Source organism: Aliirhizobium sp. YIM B11859, assembly GCF_057163345.1.
Genome location: NZ_JBXHAY010000001.1, coordinates 963,039 through 987,591, shown reverse-complemented (window position 1 = coordinate 987,591; position 24,553 = coordinate 963,039). Strand labels below are relative to the sequence as shown.

Here is a 24,553-nt window from a genome sequence, read left to right as displayed (position 1 = left end):
TTCGTCACTTTCCCTGAACGCCACTGCGCTTGGCCTGACAGGCCGCGCTCGTGGCCAGCGATGTAAGGCATCATGCCCTAATCGCGAATCACTTGCTCACTCGTAACGGAATGACCTTTAATTCCGAATTACCACAGGATGGCGTTCTGAACAGACCATGCCTGAAGCAATGCCGGCCGCACCGGCCCGCTTTACCCAATCCGCCTATCTTGCCTTGAAATGGTGATTCCCACAATTTAACGATCCGTCAAGCTTTTCCCCGGCGTTTGCACCAGAAAATTGGAAAAAGACGCGTCACACCTGCTTCATACAGGCTTGTTCACCAGTTCGACGCTTATTTAGGCGATCGTCTGAATTAGACAAGGGTTAACAAAAACACAAATTGTCGCCGAGGGTACCACAGGCGTTATTCCGGCGATATGAAGTGCCGGATCGGCTTCTCAATGGTTGACCGCCGCTCCCTTGACCCGGCCCGACAGGACACCGAACCCGTCGATGATTGCTTCCTGCGCCTCAAGCCGGGTGATCTCGTTCTGGATTTCCAGAAGCGCACGCATCAGCACCTCGCCCCGATCGGCTTCCTCCTCGGTAAGGTCGGCGATTTCCCGCTCCAGTTCGATTTTCTGCCAGCGAAGTTCCTTGTTGCGCGAATGCAGCGCCCGTGTCTGCCTGTAGGCCTGCAGCGCATCCTGTGGATCGGCTTCCTGCGTCGCCGTCCAAAGCCTGGCATTCCTGACCTGCTGGCCCATCGTCGTCAAAAGATCAGAAAAGCCATCGGCAATCAGGCCATCCCTGACGGCCTCGACCGAAAGCTTCACTCCCAGCCGCCCGACGATCGACAGAAGCGACGACCAGAAACGCTGCAGATCCCTGTTTTCGAAATCAACCGTCGAGATCTCGTCATATTCATCGAGCAGCAGCTGCGGATGGTTTGCGATGGTCAGCGCCAGCACCGTCTCGCGCAGCTCCGGCCGCGATTGCGATGAAAGCTTCAGCATCTGGTTGAGCCTTGCGCTGCCAGCCGTGCCGCTTTCGATCATCGCGCCGGCAACCGTTGATCCGGCCGGCTGCTGCCCACCACGACCACCCTTGCCGCGGGCGCCACCATTGCCGTTATTGTTGCGCTGGAAGCCCTGGCGACGATCGCCCCCGCCACTATTCCCTTGCGAGAAGAAGGAGCCGAGCCGGCTGCGGATATCCTGCTGATAGTGATAACGCACGCTTTCATCGGCGATCACCGACACGACCTGTTTTAACCGCGCATCGAGTTCGGCGCGCTTTTCCGGCGTATCGAAGACCGAGCCCGCGGTTTCCCGCTGCCAGATCATCTCGACCAGAGGTTTTGCCTCGGAAAGAACCCGGTCGAACGGCGCCCGGCCGTCATTCCTGACCAGGTCGTCCGGATCCTTGCCGTCGGGCAGCAGCGCGAAACTGACGGACTTACCGGGCTTGATCGCCGGCAATGCCAGATCCGCGCCACGATTGGCCGCCCGGATGCCGGCGCCGTCGCCATCAAAGCAAAGCACCGGCTGCGGCGTCACTTTCCAGAGCAGATCAAGCTGGTTTTCCGTCAGCGCCGTTCCGAGCGGCGCAACCGCATTCTCGACACCGACCTGATGCAGCGCAATGACATCCATATAGCCTTCGACGGCAATCAACGTGCCGCTCTGGCGTTTGTCGCCGGCCGCCTGGGCAGCCTTTCGAGCACGGGAAAAATTGTAGAGCACTTGGCCCTTGTGGAAGAGTTCGGTATCCGGCGAGTTCATGTATTTCGCCATCGCGTCCGGCGCCATGGCTCGGCCGCCGAAGGCGATCACCTTGTCGCGCGACGACAGGATCGGGAACATGATGCGATCGCGGAAATAATCGTAGGAGACCGGAATATCGGCCCCATGCCGCACCAGCCCGCAGGCCTCGATCTGTTCGCGCGGCACGCCTTTTCCGGCAAGATATTCCTTCAGCGCGTTGCGGCTCTCGGGCGCATAACCGAGCCGGAAAGTCTCGATCGTCCGCCCGGTCAGCCCGCGGTCACGCAGATAGGCACGCGCTTTCGCGCCATTGGCACTTTGTAACTGGTCCTGGAAAAACAGCGTCGCCATTTCCATGACGTCCTGCAGCGAAGTGCGTTCCTTCTCGCGCTTCTCGGCCTGCGGATCGGGCTGCGGCATGGCAATGCCGGCAAGATCGGCGATCTGCTGCACGGCCTCGGGAAAATTCAGGCCTTCGAGATCTGTGAGAAAACGAAAATGGTCGCCCGACACGCCGCAACCAAAGCAGTGGTAACGCCCCTTGCGGTCCTCGCAATGGAAGCTCGGGCTTTTTTCGCCATGGAACGGGCAACAGGCCCAGTAATCGCCACGCGACACATTCGTCTTGCGCCGATCCCACGTCACACGTCGGCCGATCACGGTGGAGATCAGCACGCGGTCGCGTATCTCGTCAAGGAACGTGTTTGAAAAGCGCATAATACCCTCGGCTAAGCCGTCCATATAAGCACGAGCCGACCGGAACGCTACCGCCAAGGCAAGTGCTGCCCGCTATCCACAGGCTTGAAAAACTACAAAACGTATATACACTGACGGTCCAGCGCAGGACGTGCTTTGTGAAAATCAGTCTCAAGGTATGACAGATGGACTCAGAGCAAGCGTTCGAGTGGGATGAAACCAAACGACGGTCTAACATCGCAAAACACGGCATTGATTTCGAGGATGCACTGTTCGCCTTGGCCGGGCCCCGCTTCGAATATGCCTCATCCAGGGATGGAGAGGATCGCATCGTGGCGATCTGCCTACTCGAAGACAGGCCGATCGCAGTTGTCTACACCATCAGAGGAAGCTCGTGCCGGATCATCTCCGTACGTGCGGCAAGACGTTATGAGCGAAGAGAATATTACACGCGTTACCCTGAGTGACATCCTTGCCAAACGCGCACGCGGCGAAAAGAGCCAGACCGACTGGGCGCGCGTTGATGCCATGACTGATGAGGATATCGAGCGTGCCATCGCCGATGATCCGGATTGGGCCGATTTCAAGGATATCGACTGGTCGAAGGCCGTCATGGTCATCCCGAAAACCAAGAAATCCATCTCGATCCGCGTCGACGAGGACGTGATCGACTTCTTCCGGGCGACCGGCAAGGGCTACCAGACCCGCATCAACGCGGTGCTGAAACACTATGTCAGCGAACAGAAGCGGCTCAAAAAGTAAGGGCAGGACACAACCGCCCCGCCCTCACCCGCAAATCATCCGAAGCCGTGCCTCAGCTCAACTTGGCCTTGATCACGCCCGAAGCTTTGGCGAAATCCATCTGTCCGGCATAACGCTCACGCAAGATTGCCATCACCTTGCCCATGTCCTTCATGCCAGCGGCACCGATCTCGGAAACCACGCCGGCAACGATTTCGTCCACCTTTTCGTCGGAAAGCTGTTCCGGCATGAAGGTCTTGAGGATCACGATTTCCTCGCGCTCCTGGGTGGCAAGCTCGGCGCGGCCGGCATCCTCGTAGATCTTCGCCGATTCCTCGCGCTGCTTCACCATCTTCTGCAGGATCTGCAGGATCTCGTCTTCGCTTGCCGCATCCTTGCCGACACCGCGATTGGCGATGTCGCGATCCTTGATCGCGCTCTGGATCAGCCGCACGGTTGAAAGCCGGCGGGTATCCTTGGCCTTCATCGCGTCCTTCATGGATTCGGTGAGCTTTTCGCGCATCATCTTCGTCAATCTCCGTCATGGCGGGCAGTTGTGTCCCGCAGCGCCCGTAAAGGGCATTTGCCGCTGGTGATAGATCAGCCGGGCAGACCGATCAATCTTTTCCCGCATCCGGCTATCGATTGAGGGTGATTCTTTAACCGATGCGATTGACCCGACGCCGCCCTTTGTTTATTTTCCCGCACCTGCACGACATTTGGATTTGAAGAGCCGCCGGCGAAAACGCTTGGCGCTTTTTCTGCGACAACAAGAAACCCCTGCAGCCTGTCTTCGCCTGAAGATCGGAACGATGGGTCAGAAGGATAGACATGACCGGCACAGCTCCCTGGACCCCGAAGAAGCCAACCGCCCTCCTCGTCCTTGCGGACGGCACCGTCATCGACGGCACCGGCATCGGCGCGACCGGCACGGTTCCGGCCGAAGTCGTGTTCAATACGGCGCTGACCGGTTACGAGGAAATCCTCACCGACCCGTCCTATCTCGGCCAGATCGTCACCTTCACCTTCCCCCATATCGGCAATATCGGCACCAATGACGAAGATATCGAAGACCTGACGCCTGCGGCCCGCCGCGGCGCCGTCGGCGTCATCTTCAAGGCCGACATTACCGAGCCTTCCAGCTACCGTGCCTCAAAGGACCTCGACAGCTGGCTGAAGAGCCGCGGCATTATCGGCCTCTCCGGCGTTGACACCCGCGCGCTCACCGCCTGGATCCGCGAACATGGCGCGCCGAACGCCGTCATCGCCCACGATCCGAACGGCGTCTTCGATATCGACGCGCTGAAGGCACAAGCAAAGGCCTGGAGCGGTCTCGAAGGCCTCGATCTTGCCAAGGAAGCAACCTCGGGCCAGTCATCGCAATGGTCAGAAAAGCCCTGGGTGTGGAACGAAGGTTACAGCGAACTGAAGGCTGAGGACGCCAAATATCACGTCGTCTGCGTCGATTACGGCGTCAAGCGCAACATCCTGCGCCTGTTCACCGGCCTCGACTGCAAGGTGACGATCGTTCCGGCGCAAACCTCTGCCGAAGACATCCTGGCCCTCAAGCCGGATGGCATCTTCCTGTCCAACGGCCCGGGCGATCCGGCTGCCACCGGCGAATATTCGGTGCCGGTCATCCAGGACATCATCAAGTCCGACATCCCGACCTTCGGCATCTGCCTCGGTCACCAGATGCTCGGTCTGGCACTCGGCGCCAAGACCGAAAAGATGCATCAGGGCCATCACGGCGCCAACCACCCGGTCAAGGATCACACGACCGGCAAGGTGGAAATCGTCTCGATGAACCACGGCTTCGCAGTCGACTCCAAGTCTCTGCCGCAAGGTGTTGAAGAGACTCACATCTCGCTGTTCGACGGCACCAATTGTGGCCTACGCCTGTCCGGCAAGCCGGTCTTTTCCGTCCAGCATCACCCGGAAGCCTCTCCCGGCCCGCAGGACAGCCACTATCTCTTCCGCCGCTTCATCAACATGGTGCGCGAGAAGAAGGGCGAACCGGCACTCGCCGAACGCTGATCGGAAGATCGATAGCGAAAAGTTTCAGGCGGCCTGCGCGATTGCGCCGGCCGCCTTTTCTTTTTCGATGACCAGCACCCAGAACCGGCCACAAAGAAGAATGGCGGCCGCCGCAAGGCCAAGCACGAAACCGTACCAGACCCCTTCGCCCTTCAGACCCAAGGGGAAAGCGAAGACATAGGCGCAGGCAAACCCGATCGGCCAATAGGCGATCAGCGCCAGGATCATCGGGATCCGTGTATCTTTCAATCCCCTGAGCAGCCCGGCGCCGACCGCCTGCAGCCCGTCGACAAGCTGGAAAATCCCGGCAATCACGATCAGCGGCGCAGCAAAGTCGAGCACCGCCTGAGCGTCCGGCTGGCTGACATCGAGGAAAAGCGCCCCGAGCTCGCGCGGAAAGACCGCAAAGACCAGCCCTCCGACCAGCGTGAAGATGATGCCGACGAGAAGCACGGCGATCGCGGCCCGCCGCACGCCAAGCAGATCATTGCGGCCGAAGGCGAGCCCCACCCTGACCGTCGCCACCTGCGCCAGCCCGAGCGGGATCATGAAGGCGATCGAGGCAAATTGCAGCGCAATGCCATGGGCCGCGAGCTGCTGCGTACCGAGCGTGCCCATCAGCAGCGAGGCGGCGGCAAATAGGCTGGTCTCTGCAAGGATGGTGAAGCTGATCGGCAGGCCGAGCAGCGAGATTTCCTTGAGCATGCCCCAGTCCGGCCGCCAGAAGCGCACGAAGATCTCGTAATTACGCATCTCTTTCTGGCTTTCGATATAAACGACCGCCAGCACGAACCCGAGCGTGTTGGCGCAGACGGAGGCGACAGCCGCACCGATCAGCCCCAGATTGGGCGCACCGAAATGGCCGAAGATCAGGAGATAGGCGACGATCGCATTCAGCACGAGCATGCCGATCGTCACGTAGAGTACCACGCTGCCCTTTTCGAGCCCGGTGACGAAACTGCGAAGCCCCATCAGCCCGAGTGCGGGAAAGATCCCCCATTGCATGACGCGCAGATAATCCTGTGCCAGTGCGGCGACATCCGGCTGCTGGCCGAGTTTCAGCAGGATCGGCTCGCAGAACCACAGAAGCGGCGCCGTCAGCGCGCCATAGGCGAACACGATCCACAGGCCCATGCGCACCGAACGGCGCACCGAGACCTTGTCCTTGCGGCCAAGCGCATGGGCGACAACCGGCACAACGGCAGCGCTGAAGCCGGTGCCGAAAATGAAGATGATGAAGAAGATCTGGCTCGCCAGCACCACGGCGGCGAGTTCCGTCGTGCCGAGCCAGCCGACAAGGATGACATCCGTCGTATTGATCGCCATCTGCGCCAGCTGCGCGCCGACGAGCGGAATGCCGAGCGCAAACGTGGCACGCAGATGCGCGCCCCAGGAATTCCCCCCGCTTTCGAATGCGACCGTTTTCAGCGAGCCCGACATCCAGAACCTCGACAAAAGAAAAAAGCCGCTTCCAGAATCTGGTCAGCGGCGTTGCACCTTGCCTATAAAGGAGGCACCGGAGATCAGCAACCCAGAAGGGCAATCCAGAAGTTTTTGTGCGACCGACTTCACGCAAGCTGATGGATCCGCTTTCCTTTGCCACCGATCACGAACAAGGCGACACCACATCCGTCTGTGCGGCGTCTTTTCGATAGGAGCGAGGCAGAAATTGCGTCTATATCATCCTGCAATCGAGGAAACGCGTGGGCATGATGGAACTGGTGTGGAATGGCATTGTGATTGGCATCGGCGCGACAATGCTGATGGATATCTGGGCGGTGATCCTTCATCTCGTCTTCGGGCAGGCCAAGCCCAACTGGGATATGGGAGGCCGCTGGTTCCGGCATCTGGCGAACGGCACGGTCTTTCACGACAGCATTGCCAAGGCGCAACCCTATGCCCATGAACGTGTGCTCGGCTGGACCGGCCATTACGTCGTCGGCATCCTCTATGGCGTCATTCTCGTTCTGCTCACTGGTCGCGGCTGGCTTGCCGCCCCAACCTTCCTGCCCGCCTTCGCCTGGGGCATCGTCACCATTGCCGCCGGCTGGTTCCTGATGCAGCCCGGTATGGGTCTCGGCTGGGCGGCATCAAAGACGCCGAACCCGACAAAGGTCCGCATCATGGGCCTGCTTGCCCACACGGTCTTTGCAATAGGCCTCTGGGGCACGGCGCTTTTGATCGGCTAGCAGCCGGCGAAGATCGCGGCATGCCGTCCCATCGGCATTCCGCTCCGTCTTACCTGCACCTGCGCAGGATTTCGCAAGGCGCGAGCCGGTTCGGGCCATGCCTCACGAGCCGGCGCACTGCACTTGGTGACGGCAGTCGGACAGAGACAATGTCAACCAGTTTGGCACAGCTGCCGGTGTTGACTTCCCGTTTATCGAAACGAACTAACATAAGCGCGCAGTGGCCTTGGGCCTGACGTGTCGAAATGATGCTTGCGTCGTCTAACAGATGGTGTTCCGCATGCGACTGAGTACGATCACACATCTGGCCTATGCGGTCACACTGGTTCTGACCGCCATATCGGCCTCCACCTTCATTCTTTCGGCGAGAAGCGCCTCGCAGGAGCGCGCCGCGATCGAGCAACATCTGGAGCTCGACGACCTTGCCGAAGAATTGGCCGTTTCGGCGGAAAGCCGCACGGACGAAGCCCGGCTTTACGTGATGCGCGGTGATGAGCAGCATCTGGCGAGGTTTTACGTCGACGACGACCAGGAAGGACGCCTGGAAGGCACGATCGGAAAGCTTTCAAGCCTTGGTCTGTCGCCGGAAGACATGGCGATGTTCGACGGGATACGCGATGCTGCGGATGCGGTCGACAAGATCGAGAAAGACGCCATCGGCGCCTATCGCACCGGCCGGCAAAACGATGCACGACAGGCCCTGTTCGGTGACGAACATTACCGCCTGCAGACCGGTTTGGTGAAAATGGTCGACGATGTCAGGACCAGCATTACCGCCAGATCGCAAGGGGTAATCGAGGCCGCCAAGGCACGCAGCGATTTCTTCGGAAACATCGCCAAGTCGATGCTGGTCCTGACCGCGCTGATGTTCCTCGCCGTCCTCTATTTCGTGCTCAGCAGGCGTGTCGCCCTGCCGTTGATCCGCATGAGCAATGTGGTCACGCGGCTCGCACGCCAGGACTATGACGTCGAGCTGCTCGACGACGGGCGGCGCGATGAAATCGGCGAGATGAACCATGCCATCCAGATCTTTCGCGACAATGGTCGCGAACGGGAGCGGCTTGATGCCGAGCGCCGCAAGGATCAGCGCATGAAGGACCTGATGCTGCAGATGATGCACCGGGTTCAGGCCTGCCAGAACCAGGAGGAACTGTCCGATGTCGTCTCGCGTTTCATGCCGCAGATTTTTCCGGATGCGGCCGGCCACCTGTTCGTCATCAAGGAACAGGGGGCGATCCTCCACTCCCTTGGGCAATGGCTGGATCCCGTCGCCTCCGACCTGCATTTTTCGATTGACGACTGCTGGGCGCTGAGGCGCGGACGCCCGCATCTGAGCGAGCCGGATGGCGAAGATGTCACCTGCCATCACATTCATCTCGCCGAAAGCAGCAACCTCTGCATTCCGCTGACGGCACTCGGAGACATTGTCGGCCTTCTGTATCTTGAGACGGCCGTCGGCAATCATACGTCACAGGCGGACCGCCTTTATTTCGAGCTTCTTGCGGAAAATGTCGGGCTTGCCGTTGCCAACCTTCAGCTTCGCCAGCGACTGATCGGCATGGCCAAACGCGATGCCCTGACCGGCCTTATGAACAGGCGGTCTCTCGACGAGACGCTCAACCGGCTGATCGAAAACCCCGGCGCCCCGCTGGCATGCGTGATGATCGACATCGACTATTTCAAGCGCTTCAACGATCAGTTCGGCCACGATGCCGGTGATGCCGTCATGCAATATGTGGCTCGCATCCTATCCGAGGTGGTGGGAAGCAAGGGCGACGTATTCCGCTTCGGCGGCGAGGAGTTTACGGTTCTCCTGCCGGGCGCCGGCGATGCCGATGCGGAGAAAGTCGCCGAACATCTCAGGCAATCGATCGAGCGCGCGCCTCTGTCCTACCGGGGCCGTCTTCTCGATCCCGTCACCATTTCGCTCGGCATCTCCACATCGCCATTGGCAGGCACGGTCTCCAGCGTGTTGGAGCGGGCAGACAGCGCATTGCTGACGGCGAAGAAGAATGGCCGCAATAGATGGATCCGGGAAGGTGTTGAGGAACGGGCCTGATGCCCGGCAAAACCGGACAGTATGACCCCGTCCGCCCGATCGGGGATAATCCCGATCCACTGTGAAAAACCTGCCCGCAGTTTCAGTCGCTTGGTCGGACGCCGGGCGGTTTTCGTCCCCGCCCCTTTATGCTCAGCGACAATCATCGCGTCATCGGGCGGGAAACCGGGTTCGCGAACCGGCCTCCTCATCCAAGTTCAGGGACCTGGTTTCCGATGATGGCCGCAACTGCCGGAAGGACGGGAATTGACAAGTCCCGGATGGAAAGCAGGAAACGGTCGGGGCAGGCAGAAAGCCTACCACCAAACCATCATACAAGCCGCCTGCCCCATTCCCGCATCAGCACCACCACGCCGGTTTACCCGCGTGGCTCAAACTGCTGCATAAAAGCCGTCAGGCGTCGGCTGTCACACATCACCCGAGAACGTGTCGCAGGCATTCATGTTGCCGCTGTCGAAGCCGCGCTTGAACCAGCGCATGCGCTGCGCCGAAGTGCCATGGTTGAAACTTTCCGGCACGACATAACCCTGGCTGCGTTTCTGCAGCGTGTCGTCGCCGATCTGCTGTGCGGCATTCAGCGCTTCCTCCAGATCGCCCTGGCTGAGCAGCCCCTTCTGGTCGGTATGCTTGCCCCAGACACCGGCGAAACAATCGGCCTGCAGTTCGACGCGCACCGACATCTGATTGGCCTGCGTCTCGCTCATCCGCTGGCGCGCCTGGTTGAACTTCGGCAGGATGCCGGTCAGGTTCTGAACGTGGTGACCCACTTCATGGGCGATGACATAGGCCTCTGCGAAATCGCCGGAGGCGTCGAAGCGCTGCGAAAGCTCATCGAAGAAAGCGGTGTCGAGATAAAGCTTGCGATCGCCCGGGCAATAGAACGGCCCTGTCGCCGCCGAAGCGTAACCACAAGCGGAACTGACCTGGCCGGTAAATAGCACCAGCGTCGGGTCCGTGTAAGTCTGGCCATTGGCCTTGAAGATCTGCGACCAGGTGTCTTCGGTGTCGGCAAGCACCGTGCGCACGAAGGCCGTCATCTCGTCATTGGCAGGTGTGCGTGGCTGCGCCTGCTGGGTGCTTCCGCTGCCACCGCCGCCCAGATCGATATCGCCGCCGGAAAGCAGCGTCAGCGGGTTGATGCCGGTGATCCAGCAGATGATCAGCACGACGACGATGCCGCCGATACCGAGACCACCGCCACCACGGCGGCCGCCTCCACCGATCGGAATACGCAAGCCGCCTCGACCGAACGGGCTACCGCCCATCGAGGCCCCGCGCTGATCCTCGACATTGTCAGACTGCCGCCGACCTTTCCACTCCATCCTGCCCACTCCTCGACGACATGAAACCTAATTTAGCGTCAATATAGCGCAGGCTTTCCGAAAGGCCATTCAGAATGGCCGAAAGACGACGCGGAATGGAACATCCTGGTCAGGCTGCCTGCAGTTGCTTCTTGCTCGGCAGGAATACGGTGAGCAATCCGATGACCGGCAGGAACGAGCAGAGGCCGTAGACGAAGACGATACCGTGGCTGTCGGCAAGCACGCCGAGGATCGCAGCCGCAATGCCGCCGACGCCAAACGCGATGCCGAAGAAGATGCCGGCAATCATGCCAACTCGCCCCGGAACCAGTTCCTGCGCCATGACGATGATCGCCGGGAAGGACGAAGCCATGATGAAGCCGATGATGCCCGACAGCACGATGGTAACCGGCAGGTTGGCATAAGGCATGGCAAGCGTGAACGGCAGGACGCCGAGGATCGAAATCCAGATCACCACCTTGGAGCCGAATTTGTCGCCGACCTGACCACCGACAACGGTGCCGAGCGCCACCGCACCGAGGAAGACGAACAGCATGATCTGCGACATCTGCACGGATACGCCGAACCGCTCGATGGCGAAGAATGTATAATAGCTGCTGATCGAGGCCATGTAGGCGTTTTTCGAGAAGGTCAGGATGGTCAGCACCGTGAGTGCGATCACCACCGTCCGCTTCGACAGGTTATGTGCGTTGAGGACCTTCTTTTTCCCCTTGTTGGCCGCCATATGTGCCTTGTACCAGCGTGCCACCCAGGACAGCACGATGATGCCGACAAGCGCCATGCCGGAAAACCACGCGACGCTGCCCTGCCCGAACGGCACGATGATGAAGGCCGCCAGAAGCGGCCCGATCGACTGGCCGAAATTGCCACCCACCTGGAACGTCGCCTGGGCAAAACCGTAGCGACCGCCGGCCGCGAGCCGCGCAACCCGCGAAGCTTCAGGATGGAAGACAGCCGAGCCGATGCCGACAAGGCCGGCCGCAATCACCAGCATCGCGTAGGACGGCGACCACGCCAGCATGATCAGCCCGATAAAGGTCGACCCCATGCCGATCGGCAGCGAATAGGGATAGGGCTTCTTGTCGGTGATGATGCCGATCACCGGCTGCAGAAGCGAGGCCGTGCACTGGAAGGCAAGCGTCAGAATGCCGATCTGCCAGAAGTCGAGATTGAAGTCGGCCTTCAGCATCGGATAGATCGCCGAGATCATCGACTGCATGATGTCGTTGAGCATATGGCAGAAACTTGCCGCCAGAATGATCGGCAGCACGGTTTTTTCTGCCGCGACGAGAGTGGCGGGTTTCGACGTTGCATCGGCCATGAAATTGTCTCCGGGCAGGCTTGGTTTCAGCAGCACTGCGTCATTTGGCAGCAAGCTCTAATGCTGCAATCTTATCCTGTCCATAACGCGATGTTCCGTTGCGGTACGCCCGGGAGGAATTTCCCGGAAGTGATCTGTCGCCCATATCGAATTCCTGTCGATTTGCGGATTTATGGGGTTCCGTTTGGGCAAACATTTGCCTATAAGCCGCGTCTAGCCAGAAAAATGTTACGCACGCGACCCGACCGGAGCTCCCCTCGCCCCGAGCCGGCTTTTCGCGCAGAAAAACAGCGGATAGAGACCATGCCAAAGCGCCAAGATTTGAAATCGATCCTCATCATCGGCGCGGGTCCGATCGTTATCGGCCAGGCATGCGAGTTCGATTATTCCGGCACCCAGGCCTGCAAGGCGCTCAGGGAAGAAGGTTACCGGGTCATCCTGGTCAATTCAAACCCGGCAACCATCATGACTGATCCGGGCCTCGCCGATGCAACCTATGTCGAGCCGATCACGCCTGAAGTCGTCGCCAAGATCATCGCCAAGGAACGTCCTGACGCGCTTTTGCCGACCATGGGCGGCCAGACGGCACTCAACACTGCGCTGTCGCTGAAGCGCATGGGCGTTCTCGACCGCTACAATGTCGAGATGATCGGCGCCAAGCCGGAAGCCATCGACAAGGCCGAAGACCGCGCGCTGTTCCGCGAGGCCATGGCCAAGATCGGCCTGGAAACACCCAAATCGATGCTGGCCAACGCCACCGAGATCAAGGATGCCGACCGCAAGACGCATGAAGCCGCCCGCAGCGAGCTGAAGGGCAAGCTGTCGGGTGCCGAACTCGACAAGGCGCTTGACGCGCTGGAAAACCAGTGGAACCTCGGCGAGAGCGACCGCAAGCAGCGTTATATCAGCCACGCGATGGCGATCGGCGCACAGGCAATTGACGTCGTCGGCCTGCCCGCCATCATCCGTCCGTCCTTCACCATGGGCGGCACCGGCGGCGGCATTGCCTATAACCGCTCGGAATTTTTCGAGATCGTCGGCTCCGGCCTCGATGCATCGCCGACCACTGAAGTGCTGATCGAAGAGTCGGTTCTCGGCTGGAAGGAATATGAGATGGAGGTCATCCGCGACAAGGCGGATAACTGCATCATCATCTGCTCGATCGAAAACATCGACCCGATGGGCGTCCATACGGGCGATAGTATCACTGTCGCGCCGGCTTTGACGCTGACCGACAAGGAATACCAGATCATGCGCAACGCCTCGATCGCGGTTCTGCGCGAGATCGGCGTCGAGACCGGCGGTTCGAACGTCCAGTTCGCCGTCAACCCGAAGGACGGCCGCCTCGTCGTCATCGAAATGAACCCGCGCGTCTCGCGCTCTTCGGCACTTGCATCGAAGGCCACCGGCTTCCCGATCGCCAAGGTCGCGGCAAAGCTCGCCATCGGCTACACGCTCGACGAACTTGACAACGACATTACCGGCGGCGCGACGCCTGCCTCTTTCGAACCGTCGATCGATTACGTCGTCACCAAGATCCCGCGTTTCGCCTTCGAAAAGTTCCCGGGCGCCTCGCCGGTGCTGACCACTGCGATGAAGTCGGTCGGCGAAGTCATGGCGATCGGCCGCACCTTCGCCGAGAGCCTGCAGAAGGCCCTGCGCGGCATGGAAACCGGCCTGACCGGCCTCGATGAGATCGAAATCCCCGGTTATGACGATGGCGAAGACAAGCACAACGCCATCCGCGCCGTGATCGGCACGCCGACGCCGGATCGTCTGCGCCAGGTCGCCCAGGCCCTGCGCTTCGGCATGTCCGAGGCAGACGTCCACGAGAGCTGCAAGATCGACCCGTGGTTCATCGCCCAGCTGAAGGCGATCGTCGACACCGAAGCCCGCGTCCGCGAGCATGGCCTGCCGACCGATGCCGAAAACCTGCGCATGCTCAAAGCCATGGGCTTTTCCGATGCCCGCCTCGCATCGCTCACCCACAAGCGCCCGAAGGAAGTTGCCGAACTGCGCAACTCGCTCAACGTCCGCCCGGTGTTCAAGCGCATCGATACCTGCGCTGCCGAATTCGCCTCGCCCACCGCCTACATGTACTCGACCTACGAAACGCCTTTCGTCGGTGAATTGCGCTCGGAAGCCGAAGTCTCGACGGCCAAGAAGGTCGTCATCCTCGGCGGCGGTCCCAACCGCATCGGTCAGGGCATCGAGTTCGACTATTGCTGCTGCCATGCCGCCTTCGCTTTGAAGGATGCCGGTTATGAAGCGATCATGATTAACTGCAACCCAGAAACCGTGTCGACCGATTACGACACCTCTGACCGCCTCTATTTCGAGCCGTTGACGGCCGAAGACGTGATCGAGATCCTGCGTGCGGAACAGGAAAAGGGCGAAGTCGTCGGCGTCATCGTCCAGTTCGGCGGCCAGACACCGCTGAAGCTTGCCGAAGCGCTGGAAAAGAACGGCATCCCGATCCTCGGCACGGCGCCCGACATGATCGACTTGGCGGAAGACCGCGATCGCTTCCAGAAGCTCCTGATGAAGCTCGACCTGACCCAGCCGAACAACGGCATCGCTTATTCCGTTGAGCAAGCCCGCACCGTTGCCGGCGAGATCGGTTTCCCGCTGGTCGTGCGCCCGTCCTACGTCTTGGGCGGCCGCGCCATGCAGATCCTGCATTCGGAAGGTCAGCTGCAGACCTACCTGCTCGACACCGTTCCGGAACTCGTTCCCGAAGACATCAAGCAGCGTTACCCGAACGACAAGACCGGCCAGATCAACACCCTGCTCGGCAAGAACCCGCTTCTGTTCGACAGCTACCTGTCGAATGCCATCGAAGTTGATGTCGACTGCCTCTGCGACGGCACCGACGTTTACGTCGCCGGCATCATGGAACACATCGAGGAAGCCGGCATCCATTCGGGCGACAGCGCCTGCTCGCTGCCGCCACGCACGCTGTCGGACACCATGATCGACGAGCTGGAACGCCAGGCGAAGGCGATGGCCAAGGCCTTGAACGTCGTCGGCCTGATGAATGTCCAGTTTGCCATCAAGGACGGCACCGTCTACGTGCTTGAAGTCAACCCGCGCGCCTCGCGTACCGTTCCTTTCGTCGCCAAGACCATCGGCGCACCGATCGCCAAGATCGCCGCCCGTGCCATGGCCGGCGAAAAGCTCGATGCGACCTTCGCCGCTTACGGCACCAAGCCGGATCCGCGCAACCTGAAGCATATCGCCGTCAAGGAAGCCGTCTTCCCGTTTGCCCGTTTCCCCGGCGTCGATACGCTGCTTGGTCCGGAAATGCGCTCGACCGGCGAAGTCATCGGCCTCGACACCGATTTCGCCCTGGCCTTCGCCAAGAGCCAGCTCGGCGCCAGTGTCGAACTGCCGCGCAACGGCACGGTCTTCGTCTCCGTCCGCGACGAGGACAAGACCCGCGTTCTGCCGGCGATCAAGATCCTGACCGAGATTGGCTTCAAGGTTCTCGCCACCGGCGGCACCCAGCGTTTCCTCGCCGAACACGGCATTGAGGCCACCAAGATCAACAAGGTGCTGGAAGGCCGTCCGCATATCGAGGACGCCATCCGCAATCGTCAGGTCCAGCTGGTCATCAACACGACCGACGGCAACAAGGCGATCTCGGACTCGAAATCGTTGCGCCGTGCCACGCTGATGCAGAAGGTGCCCTATTACACCACCATGGCCGGTGCCGAGGCTGCCGCCATGGCGATCAAGGCGCTGAAGGCCGGCAGTCTCGAAGTCCGCCCGCTGCAGAGCTATTTCTGAGCAAGTTCAGAGCCGGTCAGCATCCTGTGTTGACCGGCTTTTTTTCCTTCCTCGTGGCCCGCACAGTGATCGACAGGTCGCCAGACAGAATGGAGGAAGACCATGCCCGATAATGTAAACCGCTCGCTGATCATCCTCAACGAACGCGTCTTTGCGGCCGACCGTGCCACGCTCTTCGGGGCATTTTCCGATCCGGCGCTGCTGGCGGCGTGGTGGGGACCGCACGATTTCACCAACCGCATCGAAACATTCGACTTCCGCAATGGCGGCACCTGGATGATCGTCATGACATCCTCCGCCGGCACGGACTTCGCCAATCACTGGACGTTCGAAGACATCCGGCCCGATGAACGCATAACGGCGTTCCATCACGGCCCCATGCACGCTTTCGGGCTTGAGCTCGGCTACCATGATACGGATGGCGGTACCCGCCTCACATGGCGCATGTCCTTCGAGGACACGCAGGACAATCGCGATATCGAGAAATTCCTTGCCGCTGCCAACGAGCAGAATTTCGATCGGCTGGAAGCCCTGCTGTTGGACATGAAAGAGCCGCGTTGACACCGGTGTCAGGGCAACGCTGGAGCGTGGCCCCTGATCAGAAACAGTAAAAACCACCCCTGATTGCTCCACCGAAGATTACACGCTATTCTCCTCTGGGCCCATCGGGGGGATCGCATGTCGAAGAACATCGTCATTCTGTTCGATGGCACATCGAACGAGATTTCAGCCGACCGCACCAATATTCTGAGATTGTTCGGTGCGCTGGAGCGGTCCGAGCGGCAGATCGTCTATTACGATCCCGGCGTCGGCACATTCGGCGCCGACAATGCCTGGTCGCAACTCTATCGCAACACGGTCGAGGTCTGGGGGCTGGCGACCGGCTGGGGCATGGACCAGAACGTCAAGGAGGCCTACCGTTTCCTGATCGAGAATTACGATCCCGGCCCGACCGACAACCATAAAAGCCATGTGGACCGCGACCGGATCTATATTTTCGGCTTCAGCCGCGGCGCATATTCCGCCCGTGTTCTGGCAGGTTTTATCCATGCACTCGGGTTCATGAGCCGCCACCACCTCAATCTGCTGGATTACGCCTACAACACCTACAAGGGCATTCCCGCACAGGAAGAGGTCGATCGGGATCGGCTGCAGGAGGATGAAGGCCGTTCCGCGTTTGCCTCGATGCGGCTTTATGAGCGCACGCTGCGCACCGGTCGTCCGCCGATCAAGCTGCTCGGCCTGTTCGATACGGTCGCCTCTGTGATCGAACCGGGCAAACACTGGCTGCAGATGAAGACCCATCCATTCAGCGCCAGAAACCCGAGCGTCGAATGGGTGCGCCAGGCACTCGCCATCGACGAGCGCCGCACGATGTTCCAGCCGGAACTCTGGGTCGCCGATCAGGATTATCGCGGCAGCCCGTTCAAGAAGGCCAAGGGCAAGCAGAATTTCAGGCAGGTATGGTTTTCAGGCGTGCATGGCGATGTCGGCGGCGGGTATCCCGAGGCGGAAAGCGGCCAGATCAAGATCCCGCTCGACTGGATGATCCGCGAGACGGAACCGGCAGGCCTCATCTACCGGACACAGACGGTCAACGACCTTGTCCGCGGCGAACGCGACAACAAATATGTGAGACTTGACCCGACGGCAGCCCTGCACGATTCGATGAGTGCCGGCTGGAAACTGCTTGAATATATTCCTCGTCGTATTCCTGAAAACTCCTGGCGCAAGCGCGGCGACCACCGCTCTGTCTATATTCCGAGGCAGGACCGACGCCTCGTTCCCGATGGCGCCATGCTGCACGTCTCCGTCAAGACGCGTCTGGATGGCGGGCGCTACAATCCGCCCAATCTGCCGAAGGATCCGGTCTATACCGATTGATGGCACCCCGCCGGGCATGAAGCACTGCCGGCGATCGGCCGCCTCCACTTTCGCAAAGGCGGCCATGGCCCATCATGGACCACATTCATCCGGAAACATCCCGGAGGAATTTCCACATCAGAAGTGATACGACAGCCAGCGTCGTCCACATCGCGAGCGCGAAGCAGACGGACATGATCAGGCTTGCGACCCGCCTCGTCATGGGCGGCACCTCCAGCGGTTGGTCCTGCAACAAAGCTAGGTGGGAATTTTTTCCCTGTCCCTGCGGAAGCGTTTCAACAGTTAAGGGAAAATGGCCGCTCCGGCCCTTGCCTCGCCGGTTTGTATTGCACTGCACCATTTGCGATCCGAAATGACACCACGGCAGGTCATGCGCCTGTGAATAACTCGGGCTCCACTCACATCAGACGCCGTACGGCTGCAAGATCCTCGCGAAATCGCAACAGTTCCGTCTGCCTCTGTGCCTCGTCGGGAATGCGCAGCAGGTAGGACGGGTGGACGGTGACAAACAGCGTCCTTTCGCCGTCCATGGCGATCGGCTCACTGCGCACATCGTCGAGCTTCTGACGCATGTCGGTCAGCGCAAACAGCGCCGTCGCCCCCATGGCCACGATCAGCTTCGGCTTCACCAGGTCGATCTCCTGCTGCAGCCACCAGCGGCATTGCCTGATCTCGCCCATATTCGGCTTCTGATGAATGCGGCGCTTGCCACGCGGCTGGTATTTGAAATGTTTGACCGCATTGGTGACATAGAGCCCGCCGCGGTCGATTCCGACCTGTTTCAGCACGTCGTTGAACAGCGTGCCGGCCGGCCCGACAAACGGCCGCCCCGCCAGATCCTCCTGATCGCCCGGCTGCTCGCCGATCACCATCGTCTCTGCGTTCGCAGGGCCATCTCCGAACACCATCTGCGTCGCCATGCAGTGGATGTCGCAGCGCGTGCAGGAGCGTGCCTCTTCCCGAACCGCCGCAAGCGTGCCCACAGCCGGAAGCGGTGCTGCCGACACCTTCGCCGCCGCCTCCTGGATGCGGTGATGGAACGGCTGCGGTTCGCTCGCCTGCCTTGCAGCCATTTCCAGAACGCTCGCCTCGGCTTTGGCGATCATGCCCGGAATAAGCTCCGCCTCCGGCAGGTTCTTCCAGTATTTCTTCGGCATTTCCGTCGTCATCATCTTCACCTTGAGACGGGCCGGATTAAAGATCGACGCATAATAGGTGCGCCAGAGGTCATCGGTATCATCACGGAGTTTCGGCTTTTCCGCCGGATCGTCCGTCGTCCTCAGCTGATCGCCATCCCATGACGCCGACCCTTTAGGCGTCAGGATTACCCAGTCCATGTCGGTGAAACGGCGCTGGAAGAATGGTGCAACCCGATCGACGATAAAATGATCCGGCTCGAACCAGGCAACAAAACGCCGCCGGCCGGCTGTCTCCTCAGCCAGAGGCACTTCCTTGAAGCGCACGAAGGCCGTCATCTTGTGATAATCGCGGCCGACCGACTTCGCCATCAGCCGCGCCGCGGTGACATCCGGATCGGTCGCCATGTTCAACAGCCCATGCGAATGGAAAAGCCGGAACAGCAACCGGTAGAGAAGCGTAAAACGCGTCGGATCGGAATGGCAGAGCACCGCCTCTGCCAGCCGGATGAAGGACGGCTGGACATTGATCTTCGGTCGCGGGTTTGCCGGCTCGGGCAGCCGGTTATCGTCGAAGCCGAACAGGCCGTCGGCATCGTCCATCGTCCGCCATTCGATGAACTCGGGTGCGATGCCGGCACTCATGAAGCCCCGCGCCGCGTCCCGCCACTCGTTAAGACCACCCCGCCCCCGCAAGGAATAGCGAAACATCATAATAACGACAGCTGCTCGGGTTTCGGCGCGAACATCGCGCGAAGGTCGGATCGATCGACAAGCCGGTGCGGCGTCCAGCCGTCGCAGACGACGAAGGGCTGGATCTTTCTCAGCGATACGCCGAGCCGTTTCAGGTCGTCCAATCGCAGCTTGCGGAACCGCCGTGACGACAGGATGCCCTTGACCGTCTTGGTGCCGAAACCCGGCACGCGCAAAAGCATCTCCCGCTCGGCCCGATTGACGTCGACAGGAAACTGCTCGCGATGGGAAAGCGCCCAGGCAAGCTTGGGGTCGAGATCGAGGTCCAGCATGCCGCCGTCCCGGCCCGACGTGATCTCGCCGATGTCAAACCCATAGAAGCGATAGAGCCAATCGGCCTGATAAAGCCGGTGCTCGCGCATCAAAGGCGGCTTGATCAGCGGCAGGTTCTTCGACGAATCGGGGATCGGGCTGAAGGCGGAATAATAGACCCGCTTCAATCCATAGCTTCCGTAAAGCCTGGCGCTGGTACCGAGGATGGTCGCATCGCAAGCAGCATCCGCACCGACGATCATCTGCGTGCTCTGGCCGGCCGGCGCGAATTTCTGACGCCTCTTGGTCTGCAGCGTCGGATCGGCCATTTCCTCGATCTTCAGCCGCAGGTTACCCATCGAGCGACGGATGTTTTCCGGCCGTTTTTCCGGCGCGAACTTGCCGATCCCGGCATCGGTCGGCAATTCGATATTGATCGATAACCGGTCGGCATAAAGCCCGGCCTCCTCGATCAGATACGCCGACGCCTCGGGGATGGACTTGAGGTGGATGTAACCGCGGAAGTTATGGACGGTCCGGAGCTCCCGCGCGATCCGCACCATTTCCTCCATCGTATGATCCGACGAGCGGATAATGCCCGACGACAGGAACAGCCCCTCGATATAATTGCGACGATAGAATTCCAGCGTCAGCCAGATTACTTCTTCTGGCGAAAACCGCGCTCGCTCGACATTGCTCGACGAGCGGTTGATGCAATAGGCGCAGTCATAGATGCAGAAATTCGTCAGCAGGATCTTCAGCAGCGAAATACAGCGGCCATCCGGCGCATAGGCGTGGCAGATCCCCGATCCTTCGGTCGAGCCGAGTCCCCCGCTTTTCGACGAATCTCTTTTCGTCGTCCCGCTCGACGAACAGGATGCATCGTATTTGGCGGCGTCCGACAGGATCGCCAATCGTTCTTTTAGCGACTTCTTCATGATGTTTGTTCTATATATGTTCTCGTTTTTATGGTCAAGAGATTGACAAACGGTCCCGGTTCACATCAGATATCCCCACGGGAGATATGACAGAATTTCGAATTCCCTCTCGGGAAGCATCGAAATCCTGTTATAGTGACCTACATTTTGTGGCTGTGATGGTTCCGAAGTTTACGCTCCGGAACCTGTTTCTTTTTGTGTTCGCGGCAACCGCGGACACACCCCTGAAGGACAAGGAAATGGTTGAAAAGGTACCGATGACGCAGAACGGCTTTGCCCAGCTGGTGGAAGAACTCCGCTGGCGGCAGCAGGCGGAGCGTCCCCGTATCATCGAAGCGATTGCGGAAGCGCGCGCCCATGGCGACCTTTCGGAAAACGCCGAGTATCATGCGGCCAAGGAGGCCCAGAGCCACAATGAGGGCCGCGTCACCGAACTCGAGGATTTGACCGCCCGCGCGGAAGTCATCGATCTCTCTAAGATGTCGGGCTCGAAGATCAAGTTCGGCGCCACGGTGAAGCTCGTCGATGAAGATACCGAGGAAGAAAAGACCTATCAGATCGTTGGTGACCAGGAGGCCGACGTGAAGTCCGGCCGCATCTCGATCTCATCGCCCATCGCCCGCGCGATGATTGGCAAGGAAGCCGGCGAATCAATCGAAGTCGTGGCGCCCGGCGGCTCCAAGGCCTACGAGATCCTGTCGATTTCCTGGGGCTGATGTCGTGGCCGATGGCCAGATGAACGGTCATTCCCGTGAGGCAGTCGTCGATATAAGCGAAGTCGATATTATCGCACCGAACTTCAAGCGACGCCTGTCGGGGGTCACCAGCACCATCATTCAGCTTGTTCCGGTCCAGCGTGCCCTCGGTTACAGGGTGGCAGCGCTTGGGCCGGGCCTGCCTGCAGGCATCCCGCATATCCGTTTTCGCGACCTTGTCAGGCTGTGGCTTCGCCCGCGCGGCAGGCGCGTGCGCGTCTGGCATGCACGCCGCAATGTCGAGATGCTGCCCGCGATCCTGATGCGTGACGTGCTGCGCATGCCGCTGAAACTCGTCTTCACCTCGGCCTCGCAACGCAAGCATTCCGGCTGGACCAAATGGCTGGTCTCGAAGATGGACGCGGTTATCGCCACCAGCGGCCGTACGGCCTCCTATCTCGAAGTCGACAATACCGTCGTCATGCACGGCATCGACACCGAGCGTTTTTCACCGCCGGCGGACAAGGCCGCGGCACGCACGGGTCTCGGCCTTGATCCGGTGAAGAAGTTCACCGGCTGCTTTGGCCGGGTGCGCCACCAGAAGGGTACCGATCTCTTCGTCGACACGATGATCGCACTTCTGCCCACCCGCCCCGACTGGAATGCGGTCGTCGCCGGCCGCGCCACCGGACCGCATGTCGATTACGAAAAACAGCTGATCGAAAAGGTGGCGAAGGCAGGTCTTGCAGACCGCATCCTCTTTGTCGGCGAACATACCAATATCAATGACTGGTATCGCGCGCTCGACCTGTTCGTCGCACCGCAGCGCTGGGAAGGTTTCGGCCTCACCCCGCTTGAAGCAATGGCGACCGCAGTCCCCGTTGTGGCAACCGATGTCGGGGCTTTCCCCGAACTGATCGTCACCGGCAGCGACGAAACCGGCACCGTTATCGCCGCCGATCTCGACGCCATGATAACCGCAACGGCACAGTTCATGGACGACGACACCCGTCGCCAGACGGCTGCCGATCGCGCCCGTCACCATGCGGTGACGAATTTCAGCATTGAAGGCGAAGTCCGCCGCCTCGGCGCCGTATACGACAGATTTTGAACCCTATTCGCCGGAAAGCCTGATACCCGTGCGCTCGAGGAAAGCGATCATCGCCAGATCCTCGACCTGATCGGCCTCGATATTCTGAACCGCGATCATCACCCGCTCCTCGTATTGCAGGCGTGTTGCCGGCGATACCGGTCCGCGGGCAAGCTTGGCCTTCAGCTCTTCCTCGGACTTGCTGTAATAATGATTGAGCTGCAGGTTGGTCGCCGAATAGAAGCCTGCCGCCTTGCGACCCTTGCGCGTTGCGCGCAACCCGGCGTCATTGACGGAAACCTCGCCAAACTGCGCCGTGCCGAACAGGTGAACGCTCACCTCGTCGACGGCGCACGGATCGACCACGCATTTGAAATTGGTGATGTTCTTTTTGCGGCCGATCGGCTCGCGGCCGCGCAGGGTGAAATTGCGCAGGATCGAACCTTCCGGCCTCACCTTGTGGCCGCTCGTGGCGAACATGTGCCAGGGCAGCGAGATATTGGGGAAACCACCAACCCCGGAAAGCGCTTCTTCTATCGTATCGCCGGTTTTCGGCAGCAGGAACTCGTCGACATCGATGAAGGCCATCCAACGGTAGTCGGCGCCGTGATTGAGGATCGCATGCGCATAGGCAAGCACCTGCGCGTTCAGCGGCTTTTCCATCGACACATCGAGCATGCCGATGACCCACGGCGTCACGGTCAGCTCGCCCGGCGCCAGAATGCCGCGCAGGATCGCAAGGCTGTCATCCGATGATCCGTTGTCGTAGATATAGAAATGCCGGACCCCGACGCCGCGATGGAAAAGCGCCCAGTCCGCGATGTAATCCGCCTCGTTCTTGACCATGGCGGCGATCGCCACACCATGCCGGTCGGGCTTCGCCTGCGGCGGCGTGATCATCATGTGCTTGGAAAACGGTGGCGGCTTTTTGCCGAAAAGGCGCATTTTATGCTCCATCGCCGACGCGCGGATTGCCTTGCATGTCGGCACCGGAAAGCGTCAGCCGGGGATCGTAGGTCAAATCGAGCTTCGCTAAAGCCGATACCGGCGAGAAATTCAAGAACTCGATGTTCTTTTGTCGCCCTGCCTTCACCGCCACGTCGATGTGATCAAGGATGCGGGCCTCGGCACCCGCCACGCCCGAAAAGGCGACCGTTCCCGATTTTTCGTAGAAACGCGGCTCGGCCGCGTTGGAAATATCGATACCGACGAAGCCGATCCGCAACGGCGCGCAGGCAATCGCAAACTGCAGCGCCGACACGGCGACCGAGCCGGCCTGGAACACGCCACGTTCAGGATCCAGCGAAACCCCGGCCGTTTGCGCATCGTTGAGCAGGACATCATCGAACCCGGCCACATCCCGGTAGGATCGCCGCACCGCGCCATAGGGCTTGAGAATGTTATCGATCAGGATGACGGTCTTGTCCTGAAGCCAGCCAGGATCGAACTCGCAGATCGCCCGCAGCACGGAGACCGACAACAGGCAGATCGTGCCCGGTTTTACCGCCTTCATGATACCGTTGAAATGGCGATAGACGAAACGCTCGTCCTCGATGGCGACGGCAAGCGGTTGGCTCACCGATTTACCGATCAGGCCGATCGCGCCATTCAAAAGGATTGCGCTGCGCGGTGGAAGTTTCGCCATGTCCATCTGCCGGATCGAAGGCCCCGAGCCGACAATATGGATCTCACCGGTCGAGTGGAGGCGCAATGCTTCCGTTCGATGAAGTTCGGTAACGAAGGCGCCCTTGTAAAAAACCTTGGCCGAACCGCCCTGCCCGTCGAAAAGGCGAATGGACAAGCCCGGAAACCGGTCCTGCGCATGAGCCCGACCTCTGCCCAGCACCAGCCGGGTGCCGATGCGCACGAGGTGACGAAACCATGGGCGATCGGACCGGGACAT

Annotated in this window: 19 protein-coding genes; 10 read left to right on the top strand and 9 right to left on the bottom strand. The window is 60.2% G+C overall.

Translation table 11 applies throughout. From position 1 onward, the window contains the following. Nucleotides 1-440: 440 nt before the first annotated feature. Nucleotides 441-2,465 carry a DNA primase gene (dnaG, locus tag AC2GXZ_RS04585; RefSeq protein WP_483757921.1) on the bottom strand — a complete coding sequence of 675 codons (2,025 nt, stop codon included), beginning with the start codon at nt 2,463-2,465 and terminating at the stop codon, nt 441-443. Between the two features lie 164 nt (nt 2,466-2,629). Here dnaG and AC2GXZ_RS04580 point away from each other — a divergent pair, with 164 nt between their 5' ends. Together AC2GXZ_RS04580 and AC2GXZ_RS04575 are read left to right on the top strand one after the other, a co-directional pair. Beyond that, complete coding sequence (locus AC2GXZ_RS04580; RefSeq protein ID WP_483757920.1) at nt 2,630-2,911, top strand: BrnT family toxin; 282 nt, start codon at nt 2,630-2,632, stop codon at nt 2,909-2,911. Continuing rightward, a complete protein-coding gene (locus AC2GXZ_RS04575) occupies nt 2,874-3,206 on the top strand; it encodes a BrnA antitoxin family protein (RefSeq protein WP_483757919.1) in 333 nt (110 codons plus the stop codon). The genes AC2GXZ_RS04580 and AC2GXZ_RS04575 overlap by 38 nt, the downstream gene beginning before the upstream one ends. A gap of 52 nt (nt 3,207-3,258) precedes the next feature. On the opposite strand, the gene AC2GXZ_RS04570 is transcribed toward AC2GXZ_RS04575, so the two are convergent. Continuing rightward, the gene (locus AC2GXZ_RS04570) at nt 3,259-3,711 is read right to left on the bottom strand and encodes a GatB/YqeY domain-containing protein (RefSeq protein WP_483757918.1); all 453 of its coding nucleotides are present in this window, start codon (nt 3,709-3,711) and stop codon (nt 3,259-3,261) included. A gap of 305 nt (nt 3,712-4,016) precedes the next feature. Between AC2GXZ_RS04570 and carA the strand changes: the two genes are divergently transcribed. Then, nucleotides 4,017-5,222 (top strand): glutamine-hydrolyzing carbamoyl-phosphate synthase small subunit, encoded by a 1,206-nt coding sequence (gene carA, locus AC2GXZ_RS04565; protein WP_483757917.1) that lies wholly within the window; start codon nt 4,017-4,019, stop codon nt 5,220-5,222. Between the two features lie 24 nt (nt 5,223-5,246). Here the strand turns inward: carA and AC2GXZ_RS04560 are convergent, their stop codons facing one another. Next, the gene (locus tag AC2GXZ_RS04560) at nt 5,247-6,662 is read right to left on the bottom strand and encodes an MATE family efflux transporter (RefSeq protein ID WP_483757916.1); all 1,416 of its coding nucleotides are present in this window, start codon (nt 6,660-6,662) and stop codon (nt 5,247-5,249) included. Nucleotides 6,663-6,931: 269 nt separating this feature from the next. On the opposite strand from AC2GXZ_RS04560, the gene AC2GXZ_RS04555 reads away from it, so the two are divergent. Together AC2GXZ_RS04555 and AC2GXZ_RS04550 are read left to right on the top strand one after the other, a co-directional pair. After that, nucleotides 6,932-7,411, top strand: a complete 480-nt coding sequence (locus tag AC2GXZ_RS04555) for a DUF2938 domain-containing protein (RefSeq protein WP_483757915.1) — start codon at nt 6,932-6,934, stop codon at nt 7,409-7,411. 280 nt (nt 7,412-7,691) lie between these two features. Next, on the top strand, nt 7,692-9,470 hold the full coding sequence (locus AC2GXZ_RS04550) for a diguanylate cyclase (RefSeq protein WP_483757914.1): 1,779 nt from the start codon (nt 7,692-7,694) through the stop codon (nt 9,468-9,470). Between the two features lie 407 nt (nt 9,471-9,877). On the opposite strand, the gene ypfJ is transcribed toward AC2GXZ_RS04550, so the two are convergent. Further along, on the bottom strand, nt 9,878-10,792 hold the full coding sequence (gene ypfJ, locus AC2GXZ_RS04545; RefSeq protein WP_483757913.1) for a KPN_02809 family neutral zinc metallopeptidase: 915 nt from the start codon (nt 10,790-10,792) through the stop codon (nt 9,878-9,880). A 109-nt stretch (nt 10,793-10,901) separates the two neighbouring features. After that, nucleotides 10,902-12,113 carry an MFS transporter gene (locus tag AC2GXZ_RS04540; RefSeq protein WP_483757912.1) on the bottom strand — a complete coding sequence of 404 codons (1,212 nt, stop codon included), beginning with the start codon at nt 12,111-12,113 and terminating at the stop codon, nt 10,902-10,904. 303 nt (nt 12,114-12,416) lie between these two features. Here AC2GXZ_RS04540 and carB point away from each other — a divergent pair, with 303 nt between their 5' ends. The 3 genes from carB (at nt 12,417) to AC2GXZ_RS04525 (ending at nt 17,786) form a co-directional block, all read left to right on the top strand. Continuing rightward, nucleotides 12,417-15,902, top strand: coding sequence for a carbamoyl-phosphate synthase large subunit (carB, locus tag AC2GXZ_RS04535; RefSeq protein ID WP_483757911.1), 3,486 nt, complete (start codon nt 12,417-12,419; stop codon nt 15,900-15,902). Nucleotides 15,903-16,004: 102 nt separating this feature from the next. Next, nucleotides 16,005-16,463, top strand: a complete 459-nt coding sequence (locus tag AC2GXZ_RS04530; protein ID WP_483757910.1) for an SRPBCC domain-containing protein — start codon at nt 16,005-16,007, stop codon at nt 16,461-16,463. Between the two features lie 117 nt (nt 16,464-16,580). Further along, the gene (locus AC2GXZ_RS04525) at nt 16,581-17,786 is read left to right on the top strand and encodes a T6SS phospholipase effector Tle1-like catalytic domain-containing protein (protein WP_483757909.1); all 1,206 of its coding nucleotides are present in this window, start codon (nt 16,581-16,583) and stop codon (nt 17,784-17,786) included. 398 nt (nt 17,787-18,184) lie between these two features. On the opposite strand, the gene AC2GXZ_RS04520 is transcribed toward AC2GXZ_RS04525, so the two are convergent. Together AC2GXZ_RS04520 and AC2GXZ_RS04515 are read right to left on the bottom strand one after the other, a co-directional pair. Then, nucleotides 18,185-19,633, bottom strand: coding sequence for a UdgX family uracil-DNA binding protein (locus tag AC2GXZ_RS04520; protein WP_483757908.1), 1,449 nt, complete (start codon nt 19,631-19,633; stop codon nt 18,185-18,187). Beyond that, nucleotides 19,633-20,865, bottom strand: a complete 1,233-nt coding sequence (locus tag AC2GXZ_RS04515) for a putative DNA modification/repair radical SAM protein (protein ID WP_483757907.1) — start codon at nt 20,863-20,865, stop codon at nt 19,633-19,635. Before AC2GXZ_RS04515 ends, AC2GXZ_RS04520 begins: the two co-directional genes overlap by 1 nt. Nucleotides 20,866-21,104: 239 nt before the next feature. On the opposite strand from AC2GXZ_RS04515, the gene greA reads away from it, so the two are divergent. Further along, nucleotides 21,105-21,581 carry a transcription elongation factor GreA gene (greA, locus tag AC2GXZ_RS04510; protein ID WP_483757906.1) on the top strand — a complete coding sequence of 159 codons (477 nt, stop codon included), beginning with the start codon at nt 21,105-21,107 and terminating at the stop codon, nt 21,579-21,581. A gap of 19 nt (nt 21,582-21,600) precedes the next feature. Beyond that, entirely contained in the window at nt 21,601-22,671 is a 1,071-nt protein-coding gene (locus AC2GXZ_RS04505; RefSeq protein ID WP_483757905.1) for a glycosyltransferase family 4 protein, read from the top strand. Nucleotides 22,672-22,674: 3 nt separating this feature from the next. Here AC2GXZ_RS04505 and AC2GXZ_RS04500 read toward each other — a convergent pair whose 3' ends face one another. Both AC2GXZ_RS04500 and AC2GXZ_RS04495 read right to left on the bottom strand, forming a co-directional pair. Further along, complete coding sequence (locus tag AC2GXZ_RS04500; protein ID WP_483757904.1) at nt 22,675-23,595, bottom strand: glycosyltransferase family 92 protein; 921 nt, start codon at nt 23,593-23,595, stop codon at nt 22,675-22,677. Between the two features lies 1 nt (nt 23,596). Beyond that, nucleotides 23,597-24,553 carry a glycosyl transferase gene (locus tag AC2GXZ_RS04495; RefSeq protein ID WP_483757903.1) on the bottom strand — a complete coding sequence of 319 codons (957 nt, stop codon included), beginning with the start codon at nt 24,551-24,553 and terminating at the stop codon, nt 23,597-23,599.